Here is a 25560-nt window from a genome sequence, read left to right on the forward strand (position 1 = left end):
CATGTTGTGCGCTATTTATAAAAGTAGTAAGAAAGACGAAACCTATCTTTTCGTACCCAAACGCGATGATTTTTCTGATGTACCACAAGCGCTTATGCAGCATTTCGGTACCCCTTCTCTGGTGATGGTAATGGCCATTAAGCCCGATAGTAAACTTGCCATCGGTGATGCCGCGAAAGTCTGTCAGGCTATGCAGGAACAAGGTTTCTACCTGCAGTTGCCGCCACCAAAGGAAAATCTACTGGAGACGCATCGTCGTCAACTTCATCAAACAAAGGAGCAGGATGATGTTTAGACCTATATCTGCTGCACTATTATTATTCTGCAGTCTGGGAGCCGTTGCGAAACCCGACTTTAATCAGTATGTACAAAATATTAAAGCAGAAGCACTGCAACAGGGCTTCAGCCAGGCCTTAGTTGACCAGGCCTTTGCCGATGTTGAATTTTATGAAAGAGCCGTCAGTTCTGATAAGAATCAACCTGAATTTAAGCTGACATTGGACAAGTATCTGGCCAGCCGGGTACCTGACTGGAAGGTTAAGCAGGCGGTAGAGAAATACAAAGAAAATAAAGAAGTGCTTGAAGCGGTGGGGCGTAAGTTTGGTGTACAACCTCGGTTTATAGTGGCCTTGTGGGGGAATGAAAGCAATTTCGGCCGTATACAAGGGAAATTTCCGGTCATCTCGGCCCTGACGACCCTGGCGTATGAAGGGCGCCGTGAAGCCCTGTTTAAGCGTCAGTTATTTGCAGCCCTGACTATCCTTCAGGAAGGGCATATTGATAAATCAGGTTTTGTTGGTTCCTGGGCCGGAGCAATGGGGCAAAGTCAGTTTATGCCCAGTTCGTTTTTAGCGTACGCCTATGATTTTGACGGCGATGGTAAAAAAGACATTTGGTCCAATCAGGCCGATGTCTTTGCGTCGATTGCCAATTACCTGAAGACAGTTGGCTGGGATGACAGTCAGACATGGGGACGCCAGGTGACGATCCCGGCTGATTTTGATACTAAGCTCAGTGGGCTGGATAAAGATAAAATGAAATCACTGAGTGAATGGCAGGCGTTAGGGGTAAGACGCTATGACGGCTCCGATTTGCCGGCGCGGAACCTGCGCGCCAGTCTGGTAATGCCGGATGATGCCAAAGGGCGTATTTATCTGGTATACGATAATTTCCATACCTTGATGAATTGGAATCGCTCCACCTATTTTGGTAGTGCGGTGGGATATTTGTCAGATCGAATCAAAGCTGAATTGCGAGATAATGATGTATCAGCACCTGGACAATAAAGGCAATGTTATTGGCCTGCCTGCAGGCAAGACCGTATGTGTGGGGCGCAATTACCTTGACCATATACAAGAACTGAACAATGAAGTACCGGAACAGCCGCTGCTGTTTATCAAGCCATCAACCGCCCTGGTGACATTTGCCGGTGAGATCCGAATCCCTAGCGATTTGGGGGCTTGTCACAACGAGCTGGAAATTGCTGTGCTGATAGGGCAGACCTTGAGTCATGTTGCCCCAGAGCAGGCTATGCAGGCCGTGTGGGGTTATGGACTGGGGCTGGATCTGACCCTGCGTGATGTGCAGGACAAGATGAAAGCCAAGGGGCAACCCTGGGAGCGGGCCAAAGCCTTTGATGGCAGCTGTCCGCTCAGCGGCTTTGTGCCTGCCATTGAAGTGCAAGAGCCGCAACATCTAAGCTTTAATTTGTGGGTGAATGAACAGGTTCGTCAGCAAGGCAATGCAGCATTGATGATCCACAACATGGCGGCGCTTATCAGTGAAATCTCCAGGTGTTTTACCTTGCTGCCGGGCGATGTGGTGTTAACCGGGACCCCTAAAGGGGTAGGGCCCTTACTTCCAGAGGATAGTCTTAAAGCTGAACTGTGCGGGTATCTGCAGGTTGATGCACAAGTGAGGGGCGTTTGTTAGCCGATAAATTCTGGGAGCAAAAGCCTCTCGAACAGATGAATGATATTGAGTGGGAAGCCTTGTGCGATGGCTGTGGCAAGTGTTGCCTGCATAAAGTCATTGAGGATGAAGAAGGTGATGGCATGGCAACCGATGAGCTGCGTCCGGGAGAAGAGGTCCAGTATACTAATGTCGTTTGTCATCTTCTCAATACTAAGCGTTGTGAATGCACTCAGTATCAACAACGGACCATGCTGGTGCCGGATTGCGTTAAGTTAACCAAAGCGAATCTGAAAGATATCTTTTTTATGCCTGCCAGTTGCAGTTACAGGCGACTTTATGAAGGGCGTGGTTTACCTTCCTGGCATCCACTTCTGCATAAAGGGAAGAAATCGGCTATGCATAAAGCCGGTATGTCTGTACGTGGTAAAACCGTGTCGGATGAAGGTATTTCGGTGGATGACCTGGAAGATTATATTGTTGTCTGGCCACTGCAGGATCTTGATTAGAGCCATATAAAAAATCCCGCATCAAGCGGGATTTTTTATTGCTGAGTAGGATTAGCTGATACGATCCAGTAATTCTTTACCGATTTCGGTGGTCAGGTGGCCATTTGCTTCGGCCCACTGCTGCAGCGCCATACCGTCTTGCTCCGCCTGGCTCAGGTCAGATTTGCTCATTTTTTTAATCATAAAGGTACCGACTTCCGTGGCGTTATTTTCCATGGAGTAGCGAATCAGGCTGTTACCACCGCAGCTGATACCTGTGTAATAGTCACCCAAACGCAGGTTGTAGTCGTCTTGCACTTTTTTCAGCTTCTTGCGCAGCTCTGATTTGTCATCGTTTTTAACGATGGTGCAGATGTTTTGCAGATCTTCATTAATATCAGCAAAGCTTGTAGGTGCAAAAATCAGGCTGCTCAGGGTCAGGATAGCGATGGTGGTCTTTTTCATGTGAATTGCCTCTAAAGTTAAAAATTCGTTAACGGTCTTGACGGGAAGCAGTGTATGAAAATCGAACTGAGGGAAACAGCGGGTAAAATCGTACCTTAGTATATAAAGTTATACGCTATGTGAGAGGTGAGAGGTAGGTGAAACGTCAGAACTAAGCGCTGAGGATCAGCGCTCTTTCACCTCGGATAGCAATGCCCTGTGCGCAGGGGCAGCGGGTTCGGTTTTTTCACCCACCAACACTGCTCCCCAGCGACGCAGCCGTTCAAAGCCCGCCAGGCAGGCCGCGACAGCCAGTAACGCAATCAGTATGCCGGTCAGACCCAAAACTTGGCGCTCGGTCATCAATGTCCAGATAAACTGGCCAACACAAAGTGTTGCCACCACCAGCAGGGTAGGTTTGCGACCAATTTTAGCTACAATAAACACCCCCAGAGGCGCTCCAAGGGCCACTACCGGAGCGGCTGCCAGCCAGTTCTCAAACACCCCAGCTTGCAAACCATCACCGATAAACAGTTTCACGGCGACACCCAGGACAGAGGTATAAGCCATAATCACAACCGACGTTGGTATGGCAATTTTTAAATCTGCCCGACACAACAGCACCAAAGCCGAATAGACTACCATATCGATTCCGACACCGGTCACTGCTGCCACGGTGGCGCCAGACAGCAGCCCAAGCCAAAGGCCAAGACGGAAATCCCAGTTCTCATCAAATTCCGTCATACCGCTGTGTCCGGCAATTTCATTCAGACGGTACAAATGAAGCAGGCCAAAGCTGGCCCACACCACCGCAAAAACCAGTTTTATCCATAGCTCAGGGACATAAGGGGCGATGAAAAAAATCCCCAGCGGTGTCCCGACAAGTGCGCCGAGCATAGCACCTTTGAGTAAGGCCCAGGCTAAAGGTTGACGTCTGGCTAAGATAAAAATGCTGGCACTGGTCATACCGATGGATTGGATGGCGAAACTAAAATCCCTGCCCAGGCTGGCAGGAAGTTCGAATAACAAGACCAGGACAGGAAATCCCACCGTGCCGCCGCCCATTGGGGTCGAGCCGGCGGCATAACTGCCAATGGCCATCGCCAGCGCCATTGGCCAATGCTCAATGGCCTGTGGCCAAAGGGACTGACCTACCATCAGCCACAACCATATGCCGTAAAAACCGGCCAGCCATAGCCACCAGATCCATAAAAACTGCTTTTGGGGAGACTGCAACGACATTGTGACTGACTACTGGTTGGTTTTGCGCATTCTAACAGCTGCCACAGCAGTGTGAACAACGCCCGGCCAGATAACTGGCAAATATTTAAGTTTTTGCTGTACTTACCCATGACACCTTCATTTAAAACTAACATAGCCAAATGGAACTTATGGATAAGGCATTACTGACAGGCGGTCCCAGCAGTTCCGGGAAGCAAAACAATTTAACTTCCGGTTTGAATTTACTGGATTTAGTCCGCCCGCTGGTAAAGCAGGGCTGCTTCACTGGTGAATTGTGCTCAACTATGGGCGCAGTGTTGCAGTTATTCAGCTTTCCAGTGGTGTTGGTTAAAACGGATGGCAGGGTTTGCTTTGGCAATAGTGCTGCGTCCAGATTATTTGGTTGTGATAGTGATACCCGTTGGCAAAAGTTGAATCTGGCTGATTTAGAGAGTTCAGAACCTATCGCCGATTTTCTCAACGATCTGCACGAAAAAGGTGAAATACCTGCCGCGCATTATAGCCTGCAATTAGATTCCAACACATTAGTTACCTGTCGGTTATCCGGTTTGAGATGCACTGAGCAAATTGACAGCAGTGCGCTTCTACTGATATTTGAACCCGAAGAGTTGCCCTTGATGAACAGCCTCAGAATTGATTTGTTTGAGGCAAACCCTGCGGCCATCTGGGTTGTTGAACGACACCATTTTCAGTTTTTAAGTACCAATAAAGTGGCGTTGGATTTGTTGGGGCAGCATGCGGAATATCTGCGGCACACAAGTTTGCTGGATTTATTGAATAAGCAGGATGTGGACTCGTTTCTGACCCGCCTCGAATGTGTAATCAATGATAAGTCGCAACAAGGGGCGCTGGGATTGTGGCGGGTTAGTTGCAGAGTGGAGGGCAGAGCAGAGCCTCGCTGGTTGGAACTGCTGGTAAATCCTATCCATTATGGCGGCAGGCATGCATTGGCCATGATCGCTTTTGATGAAACGTCCAGAGTGCTGGCTGAGCAGGAAACCTTGTCCTGGTTTCGGGATATCAGTCATCAACGCACCGAGTTGGAAGAAATACTGGATAATATGGTGGATGCAGTGATCACCATCAACGAAAAAGGCTTGGTGGAACATTGCAATCCCAGTACAACCAAGCTGTTTGGCTATAGCGCCAAGGAGCTGCTTGGGCAAAATATCAATACCCTGATGCCTGCCGACGTGGCCGCTCAGCATGACGGCTATCTGATGAACTACCTAAAAACTGGTAATGCGCAGATTATTGGGGTGGGCAGAGATGTCACCGCCAAGCATAAAGAGGGGTGGGAGTTTCCTATTCGTTTGTCGGTCTCTGAGCTCCCTCCTGCAGAGAATGGCTTGCGGCGATTCCTTGGTACTTGTCATGACCTGACTTTGTTAAAAGAGCAGGAAAAACAACTGTTGCTCAATCAAAAGCTAGGCGCGGTTGGCAGCCTGGCTAATGGGGTAGCCCATGATTTTAATAATATTTTAGGCATTATTTCTGGCTACGCGGAACTGAGCCAGATGGAGCTGACCGATGAACCCGCTGGTAAGTATCAGGAAAAAATACTGTCTGCCTGTGAACGGGCTGCGGTATTGACCAGAAAGTTATTGGACTTTTCCTCCAGTAAACCGGGCCAGGAGGATATCCTGGATATAGGTCAGGTAATTGAACATATGGATGAAATGTTGGTTGAGGCGGTGACCCGCTCGGTCAATATTCACTACCAGTTGCAGGACAACCTCTGGCTTGTGCTATTAGACAAAGGCGGCTTTGAAAACGTTTTGCTGAATCTGGCCATTAATGCCCGTCAGGCCATGCAGGAAGGGGGCAATATCCTGGTTATTACCCGCAATCTGATGATTGGCGCATTGGAAGGGCAATCACTTGGTATTGTAGCCGGTGAGTATGTTCAGGTCAGTGTTGTGGACAATGGTTGCGGTATGGATGAAGAAACCAAACTCAGAGTGTTTGAACCATTTTTTACCACCAAGGGCCGGGATGGTACTGGGCTGGGGTTGGCTCAGGTCTATTCCTTTGTGCATCGTAGTGGCGGCGGAATTGGGCTGGAATCAACGCCTGGCCAGGGCAGCCGCTTCGAGTTGTATTTCCCCCGCTACCATGCAGACGAACAGGATATTGCTGCACAAGCCCCTGCTGTCAGCAATGACATAAGGCCACAATTCAGGCAACACGCCAGCATTTTGCTGGTGGACGATGAGAAGGAGTTACTTAGTGTAACCCGAGCGGTACTTGAAGCCGCAGGTTACAGAGTACTTCAGGCCAATAATGTTGACGATGCCATGCGATTATTGGGCACCCACAAGATTGATGTGGTGCTCACTGATGTCGTTATGCCCGGACGGGGCGGTATCTATTTATCCGAGCAAATAGACAAGTATTACCCGCATATAAAAGTTCAGTTGATCACGGGCTTTGCCAGTGAAAGGTCCAATCAACTAGAGCAGGAAAACCCGTATTACCGACATCGTTTAATTAAACCGGTTTCAGCATCAAATTTATTGAAGCGCATGGCTGAGTTATTGGTTGAGGCTCGTGCATAGCTTACCAGGAGTGACGTATGGAGATGGTTGATAAATATATTCTTTACTTTGAAGACGATCCGGACATTGCACAGATGACGACGACCGCGCTTGAAGCACAAGGTTTTGTGGTGCGTCATTTTCTTTCCTTTCCGCATGAAGGGGTGAGTGCGTTGCGGGATAGCTTACCAGTCTCCCCCTGTCTGGTGATTCTGGACGTGCAGTTGCCTGGCGTTAACGGCTTTAGTATATGCGAAATACTACGCCGCGAATTCTTGCAAGACGACGTACCTGTGCTTTTTACCTCCGGGCTTATGCAGGAAGAAGATATTTTACATGCTTATGCGGTAGGCGCAGACGACTATCTGATTAAGCCTGTTCGTCTCAAAGAGCTGACATTAAAAGTAGAACAGTTACTTCGTCAGTGGGAAATACGCCAACAGGCAACCGAACAGTTTGATTCGGCCATGAAAATGGCGTTTGATGCGATGAAAACCAGCGCCGAGCTTGGCGATATTCTGCGCTTTATGGAATCAACCCATAAGGTGTCAACAACGCCGGAATTGGCAGCACTGATATTTTCAGCACTGGCCGGATTTGGGGTCAAAGGCACAGTATATTTTGAGATGGATGAGAAGTCGTACTTTCGCGATGATGGCCGGCAGGTCAGTCTGGAATTACAGTCCATTCATGAAGCGCGCAGTAAAGGAAGAATTTACAGCTGGAAGCAGTTTTCTTTTTTTAATTACCAATATTTCACCGTGTTGATCCGTGATATGCCCATAGATGATGAAGAAAGGTATGGCGTGTTAAAGGACCAATTCTGCCTATTATTAAATGGTGTTGATGCCAGAATTGAAGCCATTTTGCTTGAAAGGAATAATGAACAAAAACAAAGGGTTGCTTCAGATGTGGCCAAATCTATCGCTGGTCTGGTATTGGAGATGGAGCAAAGTAAATCAGCCATGTCCGAGCGCTTTGAACAGACAATATTAAATCTTGAAACCAACCTAAGCACCGAACTTATTCATTTTAACTTGCTTGAAGAAGAAGAGCAGACGCTGGTCACTCATGTAAATGCCGCTATTCAGGAAGCAAGCAGCATTTTTGAGGAAAGCCTGCGAAAAGAAAATGAGTATAAAGCGGTGATGCAGCAATTATTGAATAAGTTGGCAGGCTGAATAGAACGAAAAATCACCAGTATATTAGCGCAATTCGTTTTCCTCTCCTAAAGTGGAAATACTGACAGGGACTTGGATAGCATGTTGAAAACTACACTGGTTCTACGCGACGCTCTGTTTATATTCGCAGCGCTGCTCGGCGGTATGCTATTTGAGTGGCTGGGATGGAGTTATTGGGGCATGATTCTGGCCGTTTTGGCGGTATCTGTCGGCTTTTATACACGAAAATCCACCGCACCAAATATTGCAGATAATCAGCCCTTAAATTCTCCGCCAAAGGCACAGACTGAACATTTAAATGCCTTATGTGCTGAACTGGTACCGGCCTTAAAGCGTTGTGAACAAAGTCTGGCAGACAGTATAAGCACACAGGCCGATGCCGTTTTACTGCTCAGGGATTCGTTCGAACAACTGCAAGGGTTAATGTCCCGCCAGGGAAGCTGTATTCATAGATTGCTGGGTACAGGTGAAAGTGAGCAAGAATTTAACAGTGCCCGCATGCATGATTTTGCTATCAATACCGGCCAGATGCTGGACCGCTTTATTAACACCACGGTCGACATGTCTGCTTCTTCCATGGACTTGCTGGAAAAGGTCAACAAGATATACGAGTCCATGCCTTTGGTAATGAAGGCACTTAAGGATATTGATGAGATTGCTTCACAAACCAACCTGCTGGCTTTGAATGCCGCAATCGAAGCGGCCAGAGCCGGCGACGCCGGACGGGGTTTTGCTGTGGTGGCCGACGAGGTGCGAGCCTTATCCAACCGTTCCGCCGAGTTTAGTGAGGCTATTCAGCGTCAATTGAAATCCATTCGTTCGCAGATTGAGGGGCTGACTCATGATGTGGGCAAAGTGGCGTCGCAGGACGTTAGCTATGTAATTGAGTCAAAGAAGAAGATCCAGGGAGCGCTGGATATGATTGTGGCAAAGTCTGATGAAGATGAACTGACCACCAAAGAGTTGGATCAGGTGGCGCATCGCCTCGAAGGCGCCTTGCATAATGCCATCCGAGGTCTGCAATTTGATGATATCAATAGCCAGAACCTGAATTTCAGTAGGGGGGTTATCGAGTTTATCCATGAGCATCTAGCGCAATTGGATGACGATAACTTGCCTGCTTTAATCAAGGAGTTCCACGGCTATCTTGAAACCATGCGCATTGACAGACAGACCCGGCGCAATCCGGTGTCGTCTTCTTCTGTCAGTGCAGGGGAAGTGGAACTTTTCTAAACCGACACCAGGGAGACACGTCGATGTCTGATATTCATGTTATTTCATTACCTGAAAGGTTCGACTTCAGTTTCCACGGGCCTTTTACCCAGGGCTATCAAGGGGTGATTGATAGCAAGTCTGCCAAACACATTGTGCTGGATTTTAGTCGGGTAGCTTATTTGGACAGTTCTGCGCTGGGTATGATGGTGCTGTTGCAGAAACGGGCGTCGGCCGCTGGCATAAAAGCCTCTATACGGGGGGCCAAAGGGACCGCGCAGGAAATATTGAACATGGCCAATATGCAGAAGATTTATGGATTCGCCTGAGTTTTTTATCGAAGCGCCTGAAGATCATACCAAAGTGTTGCTGGTTGAAGATAACGGCGTGCATAGCAAAATGCTGACAGCCTATTTTTTACAAAATGGGCTGAACTGCGATGTGGCTGCCAATCTGGCAGAAGCGCGCAGCCTCGCCGCAGGTAAGGTCTACGACATTGTGTTGCTGGATAACCACTTACCGGATGGCTTAGGCATAGAGTTTATTGATGTGCTTACCCAACTGGGGATAGATATTCCGGTCATGATGATTACCAGCGATGACGATTACCAGTTGATACAAAGTTGTTTCGAACGGGGCATCAGCGACTTTATGCCTAAGCCTCTGCACTTGCCCTTGTTGCTGTTTAAGATGCAGAGGCTGATATTCAACTATTGGTTGCAGCAAAATGTTCAGGTCCAGAACAATCGTTTAGAAGAACTGTTGGGACAAAAGCAACAGGAGGAAAAGCTCGCCAGGCATGTGTATGAACACCTGTCTGCCAAGGAAAACAGCAGCTCATCCTTTGTTCATAGCTTAATGCAGCCTTCCAGTGCTTTTAATGGTGATTTGCTGCTTAGTCGGCTGTCACCCGGTGGTAATTTGTTTGTTTTGTTGTTGGACGCCACCGGGCATGGATTGGCTGCCGCTATCAGCATTTTGCCGGTGGTGTCTGTCTTCAGGGCCATGGTATCCAAGGGCTGCCCCTTATCTATGTTGGCCTATGAATTAAACCATAAGCTGACCAAAGAAATTCCCGGTGACAGATTTGTAGCTGGCATTTTAATCGAGCTGGATCCGCATAGAAAAGAGCTCAACTTGTGGAATGGTGGTATGCCGGAAGCACTGTTGTGTGACGCCGATGGGCATATTCAGCACAGGTTTGTGTCCCGGCATATGCCCTTGGGGGTGCTGGAAGCGGGGGACTTTGACGCTGGTAGCGAAACCATCGCTATTACTCCTGCTCATGAGCAACTTTTTATGTTTAGCGATGGTTTGATTGAACAGCTATCGGCAACAGGTGAATTATTTGGCATACAGCGTGTAGAGCGACTGATTGAGCGAAGCAGCAACTCTGAAGCTATTGTCAACCTGGATAAAGCGCTACGCCATCATTGCCAGACGAGAGAGTACAACGATGATGTGTCGATCTGCAGGATAGATATTCAGGGGTTTATGCACGAGGCCCGCAGTGCCAGCCTGCATGACTACTACCTGGACGGACGCCTGCATATTGCGAGCCGTTTTTGTGGCTATCAACTGGCCGAAATGGATTTACTGGCCTGGTTGAATTCCATATTACAGGCCAGCCCGATGAAGCCGGAGTTGCGTCAGCGCGTTTTTACTGTCAGCGCCGAACTTATCAGCAATGCCGTGGATCATGGCGTATTGAAGCTGGATTCCGTGCTAAAGAACGGTGTAGACGGTTTTATCACCTACATCGAGCAGAAAGAACAGCGCACCGCATTGCTGGCAGAAAATGATTGGGTAGAGCTGGCCTTGGATTGGGTCACACCCAGCAATGAGGTGACCATCAGGGTGAAGGATTCAGGTCAAGGCTACAGCCTGGCGGAGCACGCCCAAGCTGATGTAGACGACTTGTCGGGGAGGGGACTGTCTTTGGTTCGCACCCTGGCAAGCGTATTTCAGTGCGAGCCACCCGGCAACCAAACAACAGTGTTAATCAGGTGAGAACATTATGACGAAACAGGTACTGATTGTTGACGACTCGCCGTCTATCCGGCAGATGGTAGAGGCCACACTTAAATCGGCAAGCTATGGCGTCACCGCCGCCAAGGACGGACAGGAAGCCTTTGATATATGCAAGGGCGGTAAAAGCTTCGACTTTGTATTGACTGACCAGAATATGCCCAGAATGGACGGTCTGACCCTGGTTAAATCATTGCGCTCATTGCCTGCTTTTGCCCGCACCCCCATTGTGGTGCTGACGACCGAAGCCAGCGATGAGATGAAAGCGCAGGGCAGAGCAGCCGGGGCGTCTGGCTGGATGGTCAAACCTTTTGATCCACGTAAGTTGTTGGAAGTGGCTGCCAAAGTGATGGGATAAGGAATCGCGCACATGTCTATCGAGATGGAGCAGTTCCACAATGTGTTTTTTGAGGAAAGCCAGGAGCACCTGGACGAGATGGAACAGTTTCTGATGGAGCTGGATCTTGATTCCCCAGACAAGGAATTACTCAACAGCATATTTCGGGCAGCCCATTCCATTAAGGGCGGCAGTGGCATTTTTGGTTTTGATGCCTTGACCGGTTTGACCCATGTGATGGAAAACCTGCTGGACAGGGCTCGCAAGGATAGCTTGACGTTGACCTCATCTATTGTGGATGTATTGCTCAGTACCGTGGATATTCTCAAGGGTATTTTGCACAGCTATCGTACGGGAGGCGATATTGATTGGTCAGCCATTGCGGCCGGAACAGAGGCTCTGGATGCCGTTTTGGGGACCTCTGCTCCTTCAGAAAGCCAAACACAAGGGTACGGCTTGTTTGAGCAGCCATTGCTGGTAAACGAACCTGAAGGATTTGGATTTTTTGCTCCGTCAGATGAGCCTGTAAGTGCCAGAAATGAGGATGAGCAGGCTTTTGGATTGTTTGAACCTTTGCCTCCTGCGTCTGAGAAACCGGCTGAGGCAGAAACAGCACAAAAGCAGCCTGAAGAAAAATCAGCGCCACAGCCGCTAAGCAGATCTGCAACGGAGCGAAAAGGGGGAACTGCTGCCAGCGAGTCCAGCACCATTCGGGTTGACACTCAGAAGATTGATGCGCTGGTTAATCTGGTTGGCGAGCTGGTGATTACTCAGTCCATGTTAAGCATGATCTCTGGTAACGATAGCGCCGAGGCCGAGGAAAGAAGGCTGGCGGCGTTAGCTGAACTGGAGCGCAACACCCGTGAGATTCAGGAAGCGGTGATGTCAATGCGTATGTTGCCCATGTCATTTGTGTTTAATCGATTTCCGCGTTTGGTCAGGGATTTATCCGGCAAGTTAGGTAAGAGCGTCGAGCTTTGCATAGAAGGTGGTAGTACCGAGATAGACAAAGGCTTAATCGAAAAACTGGTGGACCCACTAACGCATCTGGTTCGCAACAGTATTGATCATGGTATTGAGAAGCCGCAACGCCGAACTAAATGTGGCAAGAATGAAGAAGGCTTGCTGACGCTTCGGGCGGCCCATAAAGGCGGCAGCATACTGATCAGCATTATTGATGATGGTGCGGGGCTGAACCGTGAAAGAATTTTAGCCAAAGCCTATGAAAACTCGGTATATGTGCCTGAGCACCCCAGTGACACCGACGTTTGGAATCTGATTTTTGCTCCCGGCTTTTCCACCGCCGCAGAAGTTACCGATGTATCCGGGCGCGGTGTCGGCATGGATGTGGTAAGGCGTAACATTGAAGCGTTGGGCGGACGGGTGGAGATTGAATCTGAACAAGGGCAGGGAGCGGCATTTCATATTCGCTTGCCATTAACCCTGGCGATTCTGGACGGCATGTGCGTTGCAGTTGATGGGCAAGTGTATGTGGTACCGCTGGTGAATATTATCGAATCCATTCAGCCGCAACCTGAACAAATCAAAAGTATGGGTAATGACAAGCTGCTGTGGGTACGTGACGAGTATTGGCCTTTGCTGCAACTTGGTCAGCATATGGGGGTTCAGGCCAGGCACCAGGATGCCACACAGGGCATTGTGGTACTGATAGAAAGCGCGAAGAAGCGATTTGGCTTACTGGTAGATAGCCTGGTGGGACAGCAGCAAGTGGTGATTAAAAGTTTAGAACAACACTACAAAAGGGTCGCTGGCGTCGCCGGAGCAACCATTATGGGGGATGGCAGTGTTGCGCTGATAATAGATGTTGAATCACTGTCTTCCAAGGTGAAAACAGCCCCACAACCAGTGCGTGAGGCATCCTGATTATGGCAACCAATAGTGCACTAGCGACACATACACAGCAACGTGAATTTCTGACCTTCGTACTTGGCGAAGAACATTATGCACTGGATATCATGGCAGTGAAGGAAATCCGTGGCTATGAAGCCGTGACACGCATTGCCAATGCCCCGCCTTTTATCAAAGGGGTATTGAATTTGCGTGGCGATATCGTTCCGATAGTGGATTTACGTATGAAGTTCAACGTCGGCGAGGCCACTTACACTGAATTTACTATTGTCATCATGCTGCATGTGGATAACCGCATTGTCGGCGTGGTGGTGGATGGTGTGTCTGATGTTATCAATCTGTCTGACGACGAAATTCGCCCACCTCCGGAGTTCGGGGTGGCGTTTGACAGTCAGTATCTGGTGGGATTGGCCGCAGTTGATGAGCAGTTGGTGATTCTGGTCAATATAGAGAAACTCATTTCCAGCGACGAGTTGGGCTTGTTCGAGCAAAAGCAGAACACAGTACAGGAGTGAAACATGAAAGCGCTCAAATGGATAAATGACCTGAGTATATCAATGAAGATGTTAGGTGTTGGTTTGTTAGTCGTGGTTGGTGTTTCATTGCCTACTTACATGCTGCTTGAAACATCTTATGCTGCCCAGGAGGCAGCCGAAGCTGAGTTAGCTGGCACCCATCCTGCTGACTCAGCGCTGGATCTGATGCGAAATATCGCTATGCATAGGAATTTGTCGACCCGGATAATCCAGGGGGAAGGCCAATTGCACGCAGAGATGTTGTCCAGACGGACGCAGGTTAGCAACAACCTGGATAAGCTGGCAAATCAGATGCAGGGCGTATCCACAACGTCTATCGACCCGTTGAAGCAAAGCTGGCAGCAAACACTGGCGTTGGTGGACCGTAATGAAGCGGTAAAAACGGTATTTGACGCACATTCACAGAATATCGCTGAAACCCGTAAATTACTCTACGCCGTCATGCGGGAGTCTGGCATGGCTTATGATCCGGAGCCTGTCAGTTACCACCTGATTATTGCTAACTATGAGGTGCTGCCGCGGCTGGTGGAAGTACTGGCACAGATTCGTGGTGTGGGCAGTAAGGCTTTGTCGGCAGGGACGGCAGTTGAAGCAGACAAAATAGCCATGGTATCGGCGATGGACCAGCTACAGACGCCACTGGAAAACTACATCGATAACCTCAGTGAGGCAGGTAAATACGACCGTTCACTGGATGGATACCTATCCAGTGCCAGACAATTACAGGAACGCATTGGTGCACTGTTGCAATTATCACGTCGTGAAGTTGTGGAAAAAACTTCCCTGGATTATTCAAGTGAACGTTTCACTGCAGATTTTAATCAGGTGCTGGCAGGTTTTTATGAGCAAGGTGACAAATTATCCAGTGAACTCAATCAACTCATTGCTAAACGAATAGACAGATTAGCCAATGAAAGGCTGGGCTCTATTACGGGGTTATTGGTATTTTTCTTATTGGCCGCAATAGCGGCATTCTATCTGGTCAGGGAGTTGATAAAAGCCATTAACAGAGCGATTTCTGCTGCGTCGGCGATTGCCAATGGCCAGTTTGACACTGAGCTTGACAATGCGCGGCGCGATGAAATCGGCAAACTGAATCACGCACTGGTTGAAATGACCGAAAAGCTGCGCGAAGCCGCCAGACTGGCTACCGAATCCATGCGTGTGAAGCAGGCATTGGACGGTGCTACCACCAATGTGATGATTGCCGATACAGAGCGAAAAATCATCTATATGAATAAATCAGTGGAGGCGATGTTAAGAGGCGTGGAACCTGAGCTGAAAAAAGCACTGCCGGGCTTTGCTGTTGATAAAATCATCAATGGCAGCATGGACGGTTTTCATAAAAACCCGGCTCATCAGGCGTCTTTGCTTGAGAACCTGAAATCCACTTATCAGACAGAAATTAAGGTAGGTAATTTACATTTCCGCCTCACGGCTAATCCCATTGTGGCCCCCGACGGTAAAAGATTAGGGTCCGTAGTGGAGTGGCTGGATCGCACCCAGGAAGTGCTTGCCGAGCAGGAAGTGACCAGGATTGTATCAGCTGCATCGCGCGGAGAATTCAGTGACCGAATTGAAGTTCAGGATAAGTCAGGCTTTATGCTGACGATTGCTGAAGGCATTAACAGTTTACTGACCATCACCGACACCGGGCTTAAGGACATTGCCAAGGTGCTTATGGCGATTGCCGACGGTGATTTGACCCAGCGTATCGATAGTGAATATCAGGGCACCTTTGATGCGCTAAAAAATTACTGTAATGACACCTCTGACAAGCTCACCGATATGATAGGTCAGATACGTGAAGCCGCAGATACCATCAGCAGTGCCTCCAGTGAGATAGCGAAGGGCAATTCTGACCTGTCATCACGCACCGAGCAGCAAGCTGCCAGCCTCGAAGAAACGGCGTCAAGCATGGAAGAGTTAACCAGTACGGTGCGATTAAATGCCGATAATGCTAAACAGGCCAACGGTCTTGCCTCTCAGGCTGCCACAGTGGCAACTGATGGTGGCAGCCTGATTCAGCAAGTAGTCAATACCATGGCCTCCATCAACGAGTCGGCGCAGAAGATCTCCGATATTATCGGTGTGATCGACGGCATCGCATTTCAGACTAATATATTGGCATTGAATGCCGCGGTAGAGGCCGCAAGGGCTGGCGAACAAGGGCGGGGGTTTGCCGTGGTTGCATCTGAGGTGAGAACCTTAGCGCAGCGTTCAGCCAATGCCGCGAAGGATATTAAAACGTTAATTTCCGACTCTGTTGCCAAAATTGAAAATGGTAATCAGCTGGTGAATCAATCTGGTGAAACCATGAAAGAAATTGTCACCTCCATTAAACGGGTTAACGACATTATGTCGGAAATTGCCGCGGCGTCTGCGGAGCAATCCTCAGGTATTGATGAAATTGGCAAAGCGGTGACGCAGATGGATGAAATGACCCAGCAAAACGCCGCCCTGGTCGAGGAGGCTGCCGCCGCGTCAGAAAGCCTGCAGGGCCAGGCTCAGCAGTTAGCCAGACAAGTGGCGACCTTTAAACTGGACCAACAGCATCAGGTTGCATCCTTGCCGCCGGCAAAGCCAAAAGTGCAGGCCGTGCGTTTGACTAAGGAAAATCGCAAAAGCAAACCCACTATGGCAAAAGTGGCCGTTGAAGAAGATGAATGGGAAAGTTTCTAGCGGAGATGTCAGGTGATGCAAGGAGAAAAGGAATTCGCCTACACCAGAGCGGATTTTGACAGAGTACGCAAACTACTTTATCAGTTAACCCGTATTCATCTGGCTGATAGTAAAGACTCTATGGTGTACAGTCGGTTAGTCAGACGGTTGCGGGCCTTGAAACTGTCAGGGTTTAGCCAATATCTGCAATATGTGCAGGAGCACGAAGATGAAGTGCAATGCTTTATTAATTCCCTGACAACCAACCTGACGTCGTTCTTTCGGGAGCCACATCACTTTGACATTCTTGCTGATTACCTGCGTGAGCATAAAGTTCAGCGTATCTGGTGTGCCGCCAGCAGCACGGGGGAAGAGCCGTATTCTATTGCTATTACGGTGGCTGAAACCCTTGGCAGCTTTAAAAACGGCATCGAAATTATTGCGTCAGATATCGATAGCGGTGCTCTGCAAACGGCGCAAAACGGTATCTATGATGAAGAGCGAATCAAATCTTTCAGTGCGGACAGACGTAAAAATTTCTTTCTGCGAGGCAAAGGGGCGCAGGCGGGCAGAGTCAAAGTGGTGGCTGAGCTGTCTCGTATGGTGTCTTTTCGCAAGATTAATCTGACTGACAGGCACTGGGGGATTGAAGGACCTCTGGACATCATTTTTTGCCGCAATGTCATGATTTATTTCAACAAAGAAACACAACTGGAAATCCTGGAGAAAATGGTGGGGTTACTTAAACCTCAGGGATTATATATTGCAGGGCATTCCGAAAACTTCAGTCATGCCACACATTTGGTTCGGCATCTGGGGCGAACCACCTACCATCCTGCGCTGGTACAACCGGCATGAACGCCTTTGAACTGAATGATCAGCACCTGGCACCCACTCGGTATTATGACCGACACTTTGATTGTGACGCGGTGAAAATATTGCCCGGTGAGTATTTCGTTACGGTCGAAGGCACCATGATCGTGACTGTATTGGGCTCTTGTGTTTCAGTGTGTCTGCGTGACCCGGTGCGTAAAATAGGTGGCATGAATCATTTCTTGTTACCCAACGATGGTAGCAGTGACAGTTCCACCTGGTCTGAATCTGCACGATATGGCGCGTTTGCCATGGAAATATTGATTAACCACCTGATAAAGCTTGGTGCCAGCCGCAATGGCCTGGAAGCCAAGGTGTTTGGCGGTGGTAATGTGCTAAGAGGCTTAACGCAAAACACCGTTGGAGAACGAAACTGTGAATTTGTGCTGGAATATCTCAGAGTAGAACAAATCCCTGTTTTGGCTAGTGATTTGCTGGACCAGTATCCCCGTAAAGTGTACTTCTTTCCCCATACCGGCAAGGTGATGGTGCGTAAGATCAAGTCTCTGCATAACAGCACTATTATGGACAGGGAAAGCGAGTACAGAATGCGTATTCGTCATGCACGTAAAAGTGGCGATGTGGACCTGTTTTAGGATAAACCTATGGCGACAAAAGTTCTGGTTGTGGATGACTCGGCTTTGATCAGGCAATTGTTAGCGCAGATAATTGCTCAGGCACCCGATATGACGCTGGTGGGAACAGCCCCAGATGCTTATGTGGCCAGGGATCTTGTCAATAAGTACGCACCAGATGTCATCACGCTGGATATTGAAATGCCTAAAGTGGATGGACTGACATTTCTTGACCGCCTGATGAAAGCCAGGCCGACTCCCGTACTGATGATATCCACACTGACTGAAAATGGGGCGGAAGCGACCTTGAGATCGTTAGAGCTGGGGGCGGTGGATTACATTGCCAAACCTAAGTTAGATGTGGCGCAGGGTATCGCTGAATATAGCCAGATAATCCTGGATAAGATCCGTATGGCGGCCACCGCCAGAGTGCAAAAACGTCACGCCACTCAAGCCAAAGCGGTAACAGGTTTTGTTAATTGTGGCACGGAAAAAATCATTGCTATAGGGGCATCTACCGGAGGGACAGAGGCCATAAAAGATGTATTGATGACACTTCCTGCCAACAGTCCAGCTATTGTCATTACGCAACATATGCCGCCCGGCTTTACCGCAACCTATGCCAAACGTCTTAATGGCCTATGCGCTGTGTCGGTGGCTGAGGCCAGAGACGGTGAAAGAGTGTTGCCCGGTCATGCATACCTTGCACCGGGCAATCTACATATGCGTATTGAAAAATATGGCGCTGACTACCGGATTAAACTACTGGATACCGAGAGAGTCACGGGCCATAAACCCTCAGTGGATGTGATGTTTGAGTCGCTGGCAGTCTGCGCGGGCAAAAACACGCTGGCTGTGCTTTTAACTGGTATGGGCAAGGATGGTGCTCAGGGCATGCTGGCGATCAAAACCGCCGGCGGTTTGACATTGGCACAGGATGAACAAAGCTGCGTCGTCTTTGGTATGCCCAAGGAAGCGATTCGCCTTGGCGCAGCAGATAAGGTGCTACCCTTGGCAGATATTGGCAAAGTTGCGCTCGACGCTATTACCAGGCTGGGTGGGGGCACCCGCTTGTAGTTTGTGAATATTCAGACCAGTGACTGCTGGCGAATAATTGTTCATTTTTTTGATGACAAACCACATCAGACTTTGCATTATCTCATCATCAGGCAAGGCTTTGCATGAGAGGCCGGTCTGATGGAAATTCAATAAAACAAGGGAAGTATTATGAAAAAAATAGTAACAAGCATCTGCATTGGTCTTTTGACGGCGTGTACCTCTACGTCCGACACATCGTCAACGAATAACGCCAATAGTGAGACAGTTTTTCAAGACTTTGTACTTAATCAGGAATTGTCATCTGTTGACCGAGTCGCCCCATTTATATTGTCCGATTACATGGTGTTGGATAAACAATTCGTTGCCTTGGAAACCAGAAATAGAAAGTATTTTCTGGCCTCAGTCTCACAACAAAATTGTGCTGACTTGAATTTTGCAGAGCGTATTGGCGTGTTGCAACATGAGAAAGACGTTTTGAATGTCAGCGACCAGATTGTACGGGTGGGGTTTGAGGACCAGGGGTGTATAGTGAATAACTTATATAAACTAAATAAAGTACAGTACGAAGAGTTATCCAATATCAATATACGTCGTCGCTACAACACTAGCGTGAATGCACCTACGCGTTTTTAATATTTTACCTCTGTCACTTTGAGCAATCCCAGTGGCATTTTTTGAGCTAATAAAAAACCCCGAGCCTTGGCATCGGGGTTTTTTATTATTTGGTGGAGCTGGCGGGACTTGAACCCGCGTCCAGAAAGCGTCTACCGTTGGTACTACATGCTTAGTCTGTCTTTTATTTAACTACGTTGGACCCCGGCAGACAGGGTTCCTGGTAGCTGTCCTGATACTATTTCGCGGTTCAACCTCAGGAAGTTTCCCTCGCTAGTCCATGATGATGACCTTCCGAACCTCTACCCATGGACAAGGCCAGAGTGGAAGGGCACTAAACCGGTTATTAAGCGGCTAGAGCGTAGTTTTCGTCGTTTGCGACTACTTTAAAGTGGCTTTTTTAAGAGGCCAGCCACAACCTCTGCATGCACCTCGGGCGTCCAGAATCCTGTCGAATCCAAAATCAGCCCCGAAATGTGTATTGCGCGGCCAAACACCGAACAATTGTTGTCAGTTTAACACAACTAAACTGGCTTTGTCTCACACCTTAATGCAAGTGCTTGATTTTCAATCAAGCTTTATGTTTCATCAGGCGTTCTTTCTGACGCGCCCAGTCTCTGTCCTTAATGCTGTCGCGTTTGTCCTGGCTTTGTTTACCTTTCGCCAGGTAGATCTCTACCTTGACCCAGCATTTCTTCCAATACATCGCTGTCGCAACAATGGAGTAGCCCTTTTGCTCGCGAGCACCGATTAAGCGGTTGAGCTCACGTTTATTAAGCAACAGCTTGCGGGTGCGGTCCGGATCGCAAATAACATGACTTGACGCTTCCTTAAGTGGCTGGATTTTACAACCCAACAGAAAGGCTTCGCCGTTTTGAATGATCACATAGCTGTCGGAAAGATTGGCCTTACCGGCGCGAATGCTTTTGACTTCCCAGCCCTGCAACGACACACCAGCCTCGAATTTATCTTCAAGGAAGTATTCATGCCTGGCTTTCCTGTTCAGCGCTATGGTGCTGCTTTGATTGGATTTGGTGTTCTTCTTTTTCATGGCGGCGTATTATACTGCAACGAATTTTTTTGTCTGCGACGGTGAACAAATTATTTTACGCCAAGATGTCGCCACCCCAGGAGGGGCTTTAGAGGAGAATAGATGCCAAACGTGAATCGCAGTGCGCTAGTCAGTTACAGTGCCGAATCCATGTTTGACCTGGTCAACGATGTAAATGCCTACCCCAGCTTTCTGCCTGGCTGTGCTGATACCCGGGTACTGGAAGCCGACCAAGATTGTATGAAAGCGTCCTTGCTAGTGAGCAAAGGCGGATTAAAACAATGGTTTACCACTCAAAATCAATTAAAACGCGGTGAATATATTCAGATGCAACTAGTGGATGGGCCTTTTACCCATTTACGCGGTGGCTGGCGTTTTACCCCCCTGTCTGAGCAAGCCTGTAAAATAGAATTAAATCTGGAATTTGAATTCACCAGCCGGTTGGCCGAGATGGCATTCGGTAAGGCGTTTTCCAGCATAGCCAGTAATATGGTGGCGGCTTTTACCCAACGAGCCAGAGAGGTTTACGGTGACTGAAAAGCAAATACGGTTGGAAGTGGTGTATGCCTTACCGAATAAGCAGGCTTTATTAGAAGTCGTGGTTGAAAGGGGCACTACGGTGCAAGAGGCCATTCAGGCGTCTGGATTGTTAAAGCGTTTCCCGGACCTGGATATCAGTCAAAGCAAGGTAGGGATCTGGTATCGTACCTGTAAATTAACCGATGTACCCAAAGACGGCGATCGTATCGCTATATACCGCCCTTTGATTGCCGATCCCAAGGATGCCCGGCGCAGAAGAGCTGAAAAAGCTAAAGATGAGGGCAGGGCAGATAAAGTCACAGGTGGGCGAGTTAACCCCCTGCGTTCAGGTCAGGATGAGTAACAGTGGTGAGCTAGTGGCACAATGCTTTGGTGTGCAGGCATTCCCCGCTAAGAATACGGGGAAGCCCTGACGAGTATTATTGATCTAACGGGGTATTAAAGGTCTCAGGTAGGGTGAAATCACCACTTACCTGGCTTATCTTGCCCTGGTCGAAGTCGATGATCAGTTCCTTACGAATATGTTCGTCACTCATACCACGCTTCATCGTGTAAACGTAATACCATCTGTCCTGATTAAAGGGGTCATTAACCACAGGTTGGCCCAGAATGTAGATGACCTGTTCTTTGGTCATCTGAATACGCAGTTTATCTACATCTTTCTGATCCAGATAATTGCCCTGGGGAATATCAATACGGTAAATCCAACTGCTGCAAGCTTGCAGGCTGGCCATTACCATGAGTCCTAATGCGAGTTTTCTATACTTCATATGCTTTATACTGTCGCGTGCGAGGCTGCATCCTACCCCAGTTAGTCTGCCACTGTCCATGTGCATCCAGGCATTATTCTGCTGCTGCGCGTTGATGTTTGTCATTGACCCACAGGCAAGCAACTCGAGCAACACAATTGCCTTGAGTAATGCTTTGAGCCAACAGCCTCAGATTAGTTCCGTTACAACCATAGCAGCCAGGCGATGGCGGGCAGTGTTATCCCTGATGCAGTAAGCCAGTATTTATACTTACCTTTACTCATCCACAGTCCACTAAAGGCAAGGAAAAGCAGGAACAGTGCAAAGATATCCGCTATCCACACCCACAAACCGCCAGCTTCGTTCAGATGCAATTGGTTAAATTGCTTTAGCAACGGACGAGCCTGAAGCTTTTCCTGTCTTGCCATTCCTTGTTGACGGTTGATTGATATAGTACCTTGCTCCTCAGTGAAAATCTTCAACTGATGAGGGCTTTCCCAAATGCGGGCTTTGATACGAACTGACAACCCTGATTTCTGTTGAAAACTCTTTACCATCTCGGTTGCATCGCTTTGTTCATCGATATCATCTAGTTTGAATTCGTGCAGGGCAACCTTGTAATTGGGATCCCAATCTCGGCTGTGATTCAATGCCAGGCCTGACAGACTGAACACGACTACCAAGCCAATACAGACAAAACCCACATCGCCATGTAACCGACGGATTAACCTGTGCCAGTTTGTTGAGTTGGCTCTAGTCAAGAATAGTGACTCCTGTGGGGCTGAAGCGATAGATTCGAATGCCCTCTGACATCGCTTCCGATTCCACTGGCTGGCCAACCTCTTTGGCCTGATGACTCATATATTCACGGGTTTGCTCTGGGTCCAGGTCGATAGCCTGTAATTGTCCGGTGGCCAGCGCCTTATGGCCCAATTTACTCATCGGGAAAACCATATCTCCATCTCTAACCTTAATCACAAGGCGATCAAAACTTTGTTCTGTGGCAAGTTCCATCCAGCATCCCCGTTTTTTGCAAACCTTAGTAATCACCCCTTCAATGGTCAGTTTCTGACCTAAGTATTCGTCTGGCTTTTGCATCAGGATGTTAAGTGACAGCGGAGTGGTGTCGTCTGCACCTGTGCCGAAGGTTAATGGTTCCGCCTGAGCGGACAGCGTTATCAAGGACAGAAGGCCTATAACATTAAGATGCTTTATGAGTATGTTCACTCCGTTCTCCTTTCCAGAAAGTGCCTTAAACACAATGTGTTAACAAAATATACATATATCAATTAGTAATAAATTATTATTGCATTTGCTGATTTGTATCGCTAGTCTGTGCGCGCATTTTATAATAATGCGAATGGTTAGCATTACAATTAAAGGATGAAAACAGCACATGAAATTAGGAATCTCTCATTCCCTTGTCGCCTTCGCCGTTTCCAGCGCATTGCCTCTCACCGTAAAAGCACAGCCCAATCAAGAGAACCAAATTGAGAAAGTGGAGGTCATTGGTCACAAACTGAGTCTGGTGAATCAGGACGTTGCCGCCTCGGTATCCATTTTGGGCAGTGAGGAAATACAGCGTAATCAGGAATCAGAGCTGACTAACCTGCTAAGGGAACTGCCAGGAGTAGAAATGAATGGCAGTGTCAGTCCCTTGTCGGGTCAACCAGCCATCCGTGGCTTGTATGGAGAACGGATCCATATCTCTGTTGACAATGTTAAGCGTAAAACAGAATCCGATGGTTCCAGTAATATTGCAACTATCAACAGCCTGGGGGTGGATCCGGCGCAACTGAAACTCGTGCAGGTGCTACGTGGTGCCGACTCTCTGACCGTGGGCTCTGGTGCAGTGGGCGGCAGTATTCGGATGGTTACTAAAGATGCCGCCGACTACCTGAATCACCAGGATGGTTTAGGTGTCAGACTGTCATCCGCTTATCAGGGAGCCAGTGATGCAGTGACGCTGGGCGCGTCTTCATTCAGCCTTAATGGTAACTTGGACACTGTGTTTAATGTTAGCCGGGTAGATTTTTCTGATGTGGATATTGTCGGCGACAGGCAGATCGGTGGCGAGGGTATTCCCGCTTTAGAAAAGATTCGCAATGACTCATCCCGTAGCAATGTGTCGCTGAAAAGTACCTGGCAGATTGGTCCAGTACACAGGCTAAAAGGTAAAGTTGACTGGAGTGAGACCGAATCCAAAGATCAACCATATAGTCAGCGTATGGATCTGGCACTAGCCTATCCAACTTTGAAAGAAAACTACCAGAATGACTATCTGGAAGGTTCACTGTTGTACAGCTATCAACCCGACAGCCATTGGGTGGATCTGGATATTCATGCGACCTTCTCTGAAAAGAATATGGAGAAACAAACTCGGGGTTATATTCCCAGAGGGGAAAACCGAATCAGCTACGATGCGGACAACAACTGGAGTAACAAAAGAAAAGGTCTGCGCTTGTCCAACCTGTCAATTGTGCAAGCTGCAGTTGAACATAAAGTCGCACTTGAGCTTAATTATGAGCGGGAAGACTTCAGTCAGAAGCAATGGGATCTGAGTACTGCTGAAAACAAACTGACGAGTTTTTATGGTAACAGTAATGCTACTAACGTCTCTGTGTCGCTGATTGACCAAGTCGAGTTGTTTTCCCAGCGCCTGTTGCTCACAGCGGGTGGCCGATACGACAGCTACAAAAGAGACAATAGCCTGTTTGCCAGCTATGCAGGTAATGATGATGGCGAGTTTTCCAGTGAAGTGGGATTAACCTTCAGGGCAACCGATAACCTGAATTTTTACCTGAAACGCGCTGAAGCGTTTCGTGCGCCATCAGTGCAAGAACTGTATAAAAAAGATGAATGGCGCTGTCATATAGGCGGTAAGATTTGCTATCAGGAGCCGCAGCCTGACTTGAAGCCGGAAACCTCTGACAATCTGGAAGCCGGTTTTGGCTTGCATTGGACAGACACCGCCTATGCCGATCAATTTGGCTTTAAGTTTATCTACTTTGACAATGAAATTAACAACTACATCGATAACGTTCCTTTTATGTACTACTTCGACAGCGAAGGTAACAAGCAGTTGGGCTCCCCGGGCCCTGAGCCAGCGAATGGCGTACCAGTAGCGACCCATAGGGATTACAGCGCAAAAAATATCAGTCAGCTGAAAAACCGGGGCATTGAAGTAGAAATAGACTATCGTCTTGGTGCTTTGTCAGCGTATCTGGGCTATTCCACCATAAATATGGATGTTTTTGGTGTACCGAATTTCTTCCTGGGGACGGTGGAGCAACAATGGCAGCCATATAGCGAAGCACCAGCAGACAAGATGACTTTGAATCTGAATTACCAGTTACGGCCGGATCTTAATATTGGCGGGCAGATGTTGGCCTATGGGAAACAGGACAGGCTGTCCCAGCTGTACCTTGAAAATGGTTATGGTACTGAATCCTACCGCGTGTTCAATTTGAACCTGAGCTATCAGGGGCTGGGCGTGTTCGAAGGGGTAACGCTGGTGGCTGGGGTGGACAATCTAACTAACGAACGTTACTTGCGAGCACCGGCTAGTGAAGCAAGAGATCCTGCTGAAGTGGGCAGAAACTACAAAGTCAGTTTGTATTATCAATTCTAAAGAGTTGATCGAAACACTAAAAAA

The 25560-nt window shown here is 48.3% G+C and carries 26 protein-coding genes and 1 other RNA gene; 20 read left to right on the plus strand and 7 right to left on the minus strand.

Translation table 11 applies throughout. The annotated features are described in order from the left end of the window. The first annotated feature begins 1 nt into the window (after window position 1). The 4 genes from ABD028_RS10470 to ABD028_RS10485 are packed head-to-tail and all read left to right on the plus strand — an operon-like array spanning window position 2 to window position 2420. On the plus strand, window positions 2-295 hold the full coding sequence (locus ABD028_RS10470) for a YcgL domain-containing protein (protein WP_343844724.1): 294 nt from the start codon (window positions 2-4) through the stop codon (window positions 293-295). Beyond that, window positions 288-1286, plus strand: a complete 999-nt coding sequence (locus tag ABD028_RS10475) for a lytic murein transglycosylase (protein ID WP_343844822.1) — start codon at window positions 288-290, stop codon at window positions 1284-1286. Before ABD028_RS10470 ends, ABD028_RS10475 begins: the two co-directional genes overlap by 8 nt. After that, entirely contained in the window at window positions 1264-1932 is a 669-nt protein-coding gene (locus ABD028_RS10480; RefSeq protein WP_343844823.1) for a fumarylacetoacetate hydrolase family protein, read from the plus strand. The genes ABD028_RS10475 and ABD028_RS10480 overlap by 23 nt, the downstream gene beginning before the upstream one ends. Next, window positions 1926-2420, plus strand: coding sequence for a YcgN family cysteine cluster protein (locus ABD028_RS10485; RefSeq protein ID WP_343844726.1), 495 nt, complete (start codon window positions 1926-1928; stop codon window positions 2418-2420). The genes ABD028_RS10480 and ABD028_RS10485 overlap by 7 nt, the downstream gene beginning before the upstream one ends. A gap of 51 nt (window positions 2421-2471) precedes the next feature. Here the strand turns inward: ABD028_RS10485 and ABD028_RS10490 are convergent, their stop codons facing one another. Together ABD028_RS10490 and ABD028_RS10495 are read right to left on the minus strand one after the other, a co-directional pair. Then, window positions 2472-2864 (minus strand): DUF3718 domain-containing protein, encoded by a 393-nt coding sequence (locus tag ABD028_RS10490; protein ID WP_102798453.1) that lies wholly within the window; start codon window positions 2862-2864, stop codon window positions 2472-2474. Window positions 2865-3029: 165 nt separating this feature from the next. Then, the gene (locus ABD028_RS10495) at window positions 3030-4085 is read right to left on the minus strand and encodes a sulfite exporter TauE/SafE family protein (protein WP_343844728.1); all 1056 of its coding nucleotides are present in this window, start codon (window positions 4083-4085) and stop codon (window positions 3030-3032) included. Window positions 4086-4234: 149 nt separating this feature from the next. On the opposite strand from ABD028_RS10495, the gene ABD028_RS10500 reads away from it, so the two are divergent. The 13 genes from ABD028_RS10500 (at window position 4235) to ABD028_RS10560 (ending at window position 19586) form a co-directional block, all read left to right on the plus strand. Next, the gene (locus ABD028_RS10500; RefSeq protein WP_343844730.1) at window positions 4235-6643 is read left to right on the plus strand and encodes a hybrid sensor histidine kinase/response regulator; all 2409 of its coding nucleotides are present in this window, start codon (window positions 4235-4237) and stop codon (window positions 6641-6643) included. Window positions 6644-6660: 17 nt separating this feature from the next. Next, complete coding sequence (locus ABD028_RS10505; protein ID WP_343844731.1) at window positions 6661-7803, plus strand: response regulator transcription factor; 1143 nt, start codon at window positions 6661-6663, stop codon at window positions 7801-7803. A gap of 576 nt (window positions 7804-8379) precedes the next feature. Next, the gene (locus ABD028_RS23265) at window positions 8380-9036 is read left to right on the plus strand and encodes a methyl-accepting chemotaxis protein (protein ID WP_425542096.1); all 657 of its coding nucleotides are present in this window, start codon (window positions 8380-8382) and stop codon (window positions 9034-9036) included. A 23-nt stretch (window positions 9037-9059) separates the two neighbouring features. Next, a complete protein-coding gene (locus ABD028_RS10515; RefSeq protein ID WP_102798457.1) occupies window positions 9060-9344 on the plus strand; it encodes an STAS domain-containing protein in 285 nt (94 codons plus the stop codon). After that, window positions 9331-11025 (plus strand): SpoIIE family protein phosphatase, encoded by a 1695-nt coding sequence (locus ABD028_RS10520; RefSeq protein WP_343844733.1) that lies wholly within the window; start codon window positions 9331-9333, stop codon window positions 11023-11025. The genes ABD028_RS10515 and ABD028_RS10520 overlap by 14 nt, the downstream gene beginning before the upstream one ends. Window positions 11026-11032: 7 nt before the next feature. After that, window positions 11033-11401 (plus strand): response regulator, encoded by a 369-nt coding sequence (locus ABD028_RS10525; RefSeq protein WP_102798459.1) that lies wholly within the window; start codon window positions 11033-11035, stop codon window positions 11399-11401. A 12-nt stretch (window positions 11402-11413) separates the two neighbouring features. Next, window positions 11414-13264, plus strand: coding sequence for a chemotaxis protein CheA (locus tag ABD028_RS10530; protein WP_343844734.1), 1851 nt, complete (start codon window positions 11414-11416; stop codon window positions 13262-13264). Between the two features lie 2 nt (window positions 13265-13266). Then, complete coding sequence (locus ABD028_RS10535) at window positions 13267-13764, plus strand: chemotaxis protein CheW (protein WP_102798461.1); 498 nt, start codon at window positions 13267-13269, stop codon at window positions 13762-13764. 639 nt (window positions 13765-14403) lie between these two features. Next, entirely contained in the window at window positions 14404-16467 is a 2064-nt protein-coding gene (locus ABD028_RS10540) for a methyl-accepting chemotaxis protein (protein ID WP_343844825.1), read from the plus strand. Between the two features lie 15 nt (window positions 16468-16482). Beyond that, window positions 16483-17304, plus strand: a complete 822-nt coding sequence (locus ABD028_RS10545) for a CheR family methyltransferase (RefSeq protein WP_343844826.1) — start codon at window positions 16483-16485, stop codon at window positions 17302-17304. After that, window positions 17301-17915, plus strand: a complete 615-nt coding sequence (gene cheD, locus ABD028_RS10550) for a chemoreceptor glutamine deamidase CheD (RefSeq protein ID WP_343844736.1) — start codon at window positions 17301-17303, stop codon at window positions 17913-17915. Before ABD028_RS10545 ends, cheD begins: the two co-directional genes overlap by 4 nt. A 9-nt stretch (window positions 17916-17924) precedes the next feature. After that, window positions 17925-18971, plus strand: a complete 1047-nt coding sequence (locus tag ABD028_RS10555) for a protein-glutamate methylesterase/protein-glutamine glutaminase (protein WP_343844737.1) — start codon at window positions 17925-17927, stop codon at window positions 18969-18971. Between the two features lie 150 nt (window positions 18972-19121). Beyond that, a complete protein-coding gene (locus ABD028_RS10560) occupies window positions 19122-19586 on the plus strand; it encodes a DUF6491 family protein (RefSeq protein ID WP_343844739.1) in 465 nt (154 codons plus the stop codon). Window positions 19587-19676: 90 nt separating this feature from the next. On the opposite strand, the gene ssrA is transcribed toward ABD028_RS10560, so the two are convergent. Both ssrA and smpB read right to left on the minus strand, forming a co-directional pair. Continuing rightward, window positions 19677-20036, minus strand: a transfer-messenger RNA (tmRNA) gene (gene ssrA / locus ABD028_RS10565). A 100-nt stretch (window positions 20037-20136) separates the two neighbouring features. Further along, a complete protein-coding gene (gene smpB, locus ABD028_RS10570; protein WP_102798465.1) occupies window positions 20137-20616 on the minus strand; it encodes an SsrA-binding protein SmpB in 480 nt (159 codons plus the stop codon). A 102-nt stretch (window positions 20617-20718) separates the two neighbouring features. On the opposite strand from smpB, the gene ABD028_RS10575 reads away from it, so the two are divergent. Together ABD028_RS10575 and ABD028_RS10580 are read left to right on the plus strand one after the other, a co-directional pair. After that, the gene (locus ABD028_RS10575) at window positions 20719-21153 is read left to right on the plus strand and encodes a type II toxin-antitoxin system RatA family toxin (RefSeq protein WP_102798466.1); all 435 of its coding nucleotides are present in this window, start codon (window positions 20719-20721) and stop codon (window positions 21151-21153) included. Then, window positions 21146-21499, plus strand: coding sequence for an RnfH family protein (locus ABD028_RS10580; protein WP_102798467.1), 354 nt, complete (start codon window positions 21146-21148; stop codon window positions 21497-21499). Before ABD028_RS10575 ends, ABD028_RS10580 begins: the two co-directional genes overlap by 8 nt. Before the next feature lie 76 nt (window positions 21500-21575). Here the strand turns inward: ABD028_RS10580 and ABD028_RS10585 are convergent, their stop codons facing one another. From ABD028_RS10585 to ABD028_RS10595, 3 genes are all read right to left on the minus strand, one after another. Beyond that, window positions 21576-21926 carry an outer membrane protein assembly factor BamE gene (locus ABD028_RS10585; protein WP_102798518.1) on the minus strand — a complete coding sequence of 117 codons (351 nt, stop codon included), beginning with the start codon at window positions 21924-21926 and terminating at the stop codon, window positions 21576-21578. Between the two features lie 182 nt (window positions 21927-22108). Next, a complete protein-coding gene (locus ABD028_RS10590) occupies window positions 22109-22666 on the minus strand; it encodes a PepSY-associated TM helix domain-containing protein (protein ID WP_343844742.1) in 558 nt (185 codons plus the stop codon). After that, complete coding sequence (locus ABD028_RS10595; RefSeq protein WP_343844744.1) at window positions 22659-23087, minus strand: DUF4920 domain-containing protein; 429 nt, start codon at window positions 23085-23087, stop codon at window positions 22659-22661. The genes ABD028_RS10590 and ABD028_RS10595 overlap by 8 nt, the downstream gene beginning before the upstream one ends. 214 nt (window positions 23088-23301) lie before the next feature. On the opposite strand from ABD028_RS10595, the gene ABD028_RS10600 reads away from it, so the two are divergent. After that, window positions 23302-25536: a TonB-dependent receptor domain-containing protein gene (locus tag ABD028_RS10600; RefSeq protein WP_343844746.1), complete on the plus strand. Its 2235-nt coding sequence runs from the start codon at window positions 23302-23304 to the stop codon at window positions 25534-25536. Window positions 25537-25560: the final 24 nt, after the last annotated feature.

It is taken from the genome of Bowmanella denitrificans, from assembly GCF_039522935.1.
In the GTDB taxonomy this organism is placed as follows: domain Bacteria; phylum Pseudomonadota; class Gammaproteobacteria; order Enterobacterales; family Alteromonadaceae; genus Bowmanella; species Bowmanella denitrificans.

Excerpts from the sequence above, each read along its gene's own strand:
- ABD028_RS10545 (WP_343844826.1), top strand. The coding sequence starts at position 16,483 with ATGCAAGGAGAAAAGGAATTCGCCTACACCAGAGCGGATTTTGACAGA.
- ABD028_RS10470 (WP_343844724.1), top strand. The coding sequence starts at position 2 with ATGTTGTGCGCTATTTATAAAAGTAGTAAGAAAGACGAAACCTATCTT.
- ABD028_RS10540 (WP_343844825.1), top strand. The coding sequence starts at position 14,404 with ATGGACCAGCTACAGACGCCACTGGAAAACTACATCGATAACCTCAGT.
- cheD (WP_343844736.1), top strand. The coding sequence starts at position 17,301 with ATGAACGCCTTTGAACTGAATGATCAGCACCTGGCACCCACTCGGTAT.
- ABD028_RS10490 (WP_102798453.1), bottom strand. The coding sequence starts at position 2,864 with ATGAAAAAGACCACCATCGCTATCCTGACCCTGAGCAGCCTGATTTTT.
- smpB (WP_102798465.1), bottom strand. The coding sequence starts at position 20,616 with ATGAAAAAGAAGAACACCAAATCCAATCAAAGCAGCACCATAGCGCTG.
- ABD028_RS10530 (WP_343844734.1), top strand. The coding sequence starts at position 11,414 with ATGTCTATCGAGATGGAGCAGTTCCACAATGTGTTTTTTGAGGAAAGC.
- ABD028_RS23265 (WP_425542096.1), top strand. The coding sequence starts at position 8,380 with ATGGACTTGCTGGAAAAGGTCAACAAGATATACGAGTCCATGCCTTTG.
- ABD028_RS10575 (WP_102798466.1), top strand. The coding sequence starts at position 20,719 with ATGCCAAACGTGAATCGCAGTGCGCTAGTCAGTTACAGTGCCGAATCC.
- ABD028_RS10585 (WP_102798518.1), bottom strand. The coding sequence starts at position 21,926 with ATGAAGTATAGAAAACTCGCATTAGGACTCATGGTAATGGCCAGCCTG.
- ABD028_RS10480 (WP_343844823.1), top strand. The coding sequence starts at position 1,264 with ATGTATCAGCACCTGGACAATAAAGGCAATGTTATTGGCCTGCCTGCA.
- ABD028_RS10560 (WP_343844739.1), top strand. The coding sequence starts at position 19,122 with ATGAAAAAAATAGTAACAAGCATCTGCATTGGTCTTTTGACGGCGTGT.
- ABD028_RS10555 (WP_343844737.1), top strand. The coding sequence starts at position 17,925 with ATGGCGACAAAAGTTCTGGTTGTGGATGACTCGGCTTTGATCAGGCAA.
- ABD028_RS10525 (WP_102798459.1), top strand. The coding sequence starts at position 11,033 with ATGACGAAACAGGTACTGATTGTTGACGACTCGCCGTCTATCCGGCAG.
- ABD028_RS10535 (WP_102798461.1), top strand. The coding sequence starts at position 13,267 with ATGGCAACCAATAGTGCACTAGCGACACATACACAGCAACGTGAATTT.
- ABD028_RS10520 (WP_343844733.1), top strand. The coding sequence starts at position 9,331 with ATGGATTCGCCTGAGTTTTTTATCGAAGCGCCTGAAGATCATACCAAA.
- ABD028_RS10515 (WP_102798457.1), top strand. The coding sequence starts at position 9,060 with ATGTCTGATATTCATGTTATTTCATTACCTGAAAGGTTCGACTTCAGT.
- ABD028_RS10600 (WP_343844746.1), top strand. The coding sequence starts at position 23,302 with ATGAAATTAGGAATCTCTCATTCCCTTGTCGCCTTCGCCGTTTCCAGC.
- ABD028_RS10475 (WP_343844822.1), top strand. The coding sequence starts at position 288 with ATGTTTAGACCTATATCTGCTGCACTATTATTATTCTGCAGTCTGGGA.
- ABD028_RS10500 (WP_343844730.1), top strand. The coding sequence starts at position 4,235 with ATGGATAAGGCATTACTGACAGGCGGTCCCAGCAGTTCCGGGAAGCAA.
- ABD028_RS10505 (WP_343844731.1), top strand. The coding sequence starts at position 6,661 with ATGGAGATGGTTGATAAATATATTCTTTACTTTGAAGACGATCCGGAC.
- ABD028_RS10495 (WP_343844728.1), bottom strand. The coding sequence starts at position 4,085 with ATGTCGTTGCAGTCTCCCCAAAAGCAGTTTTTATGGATCTGGTGGCTA.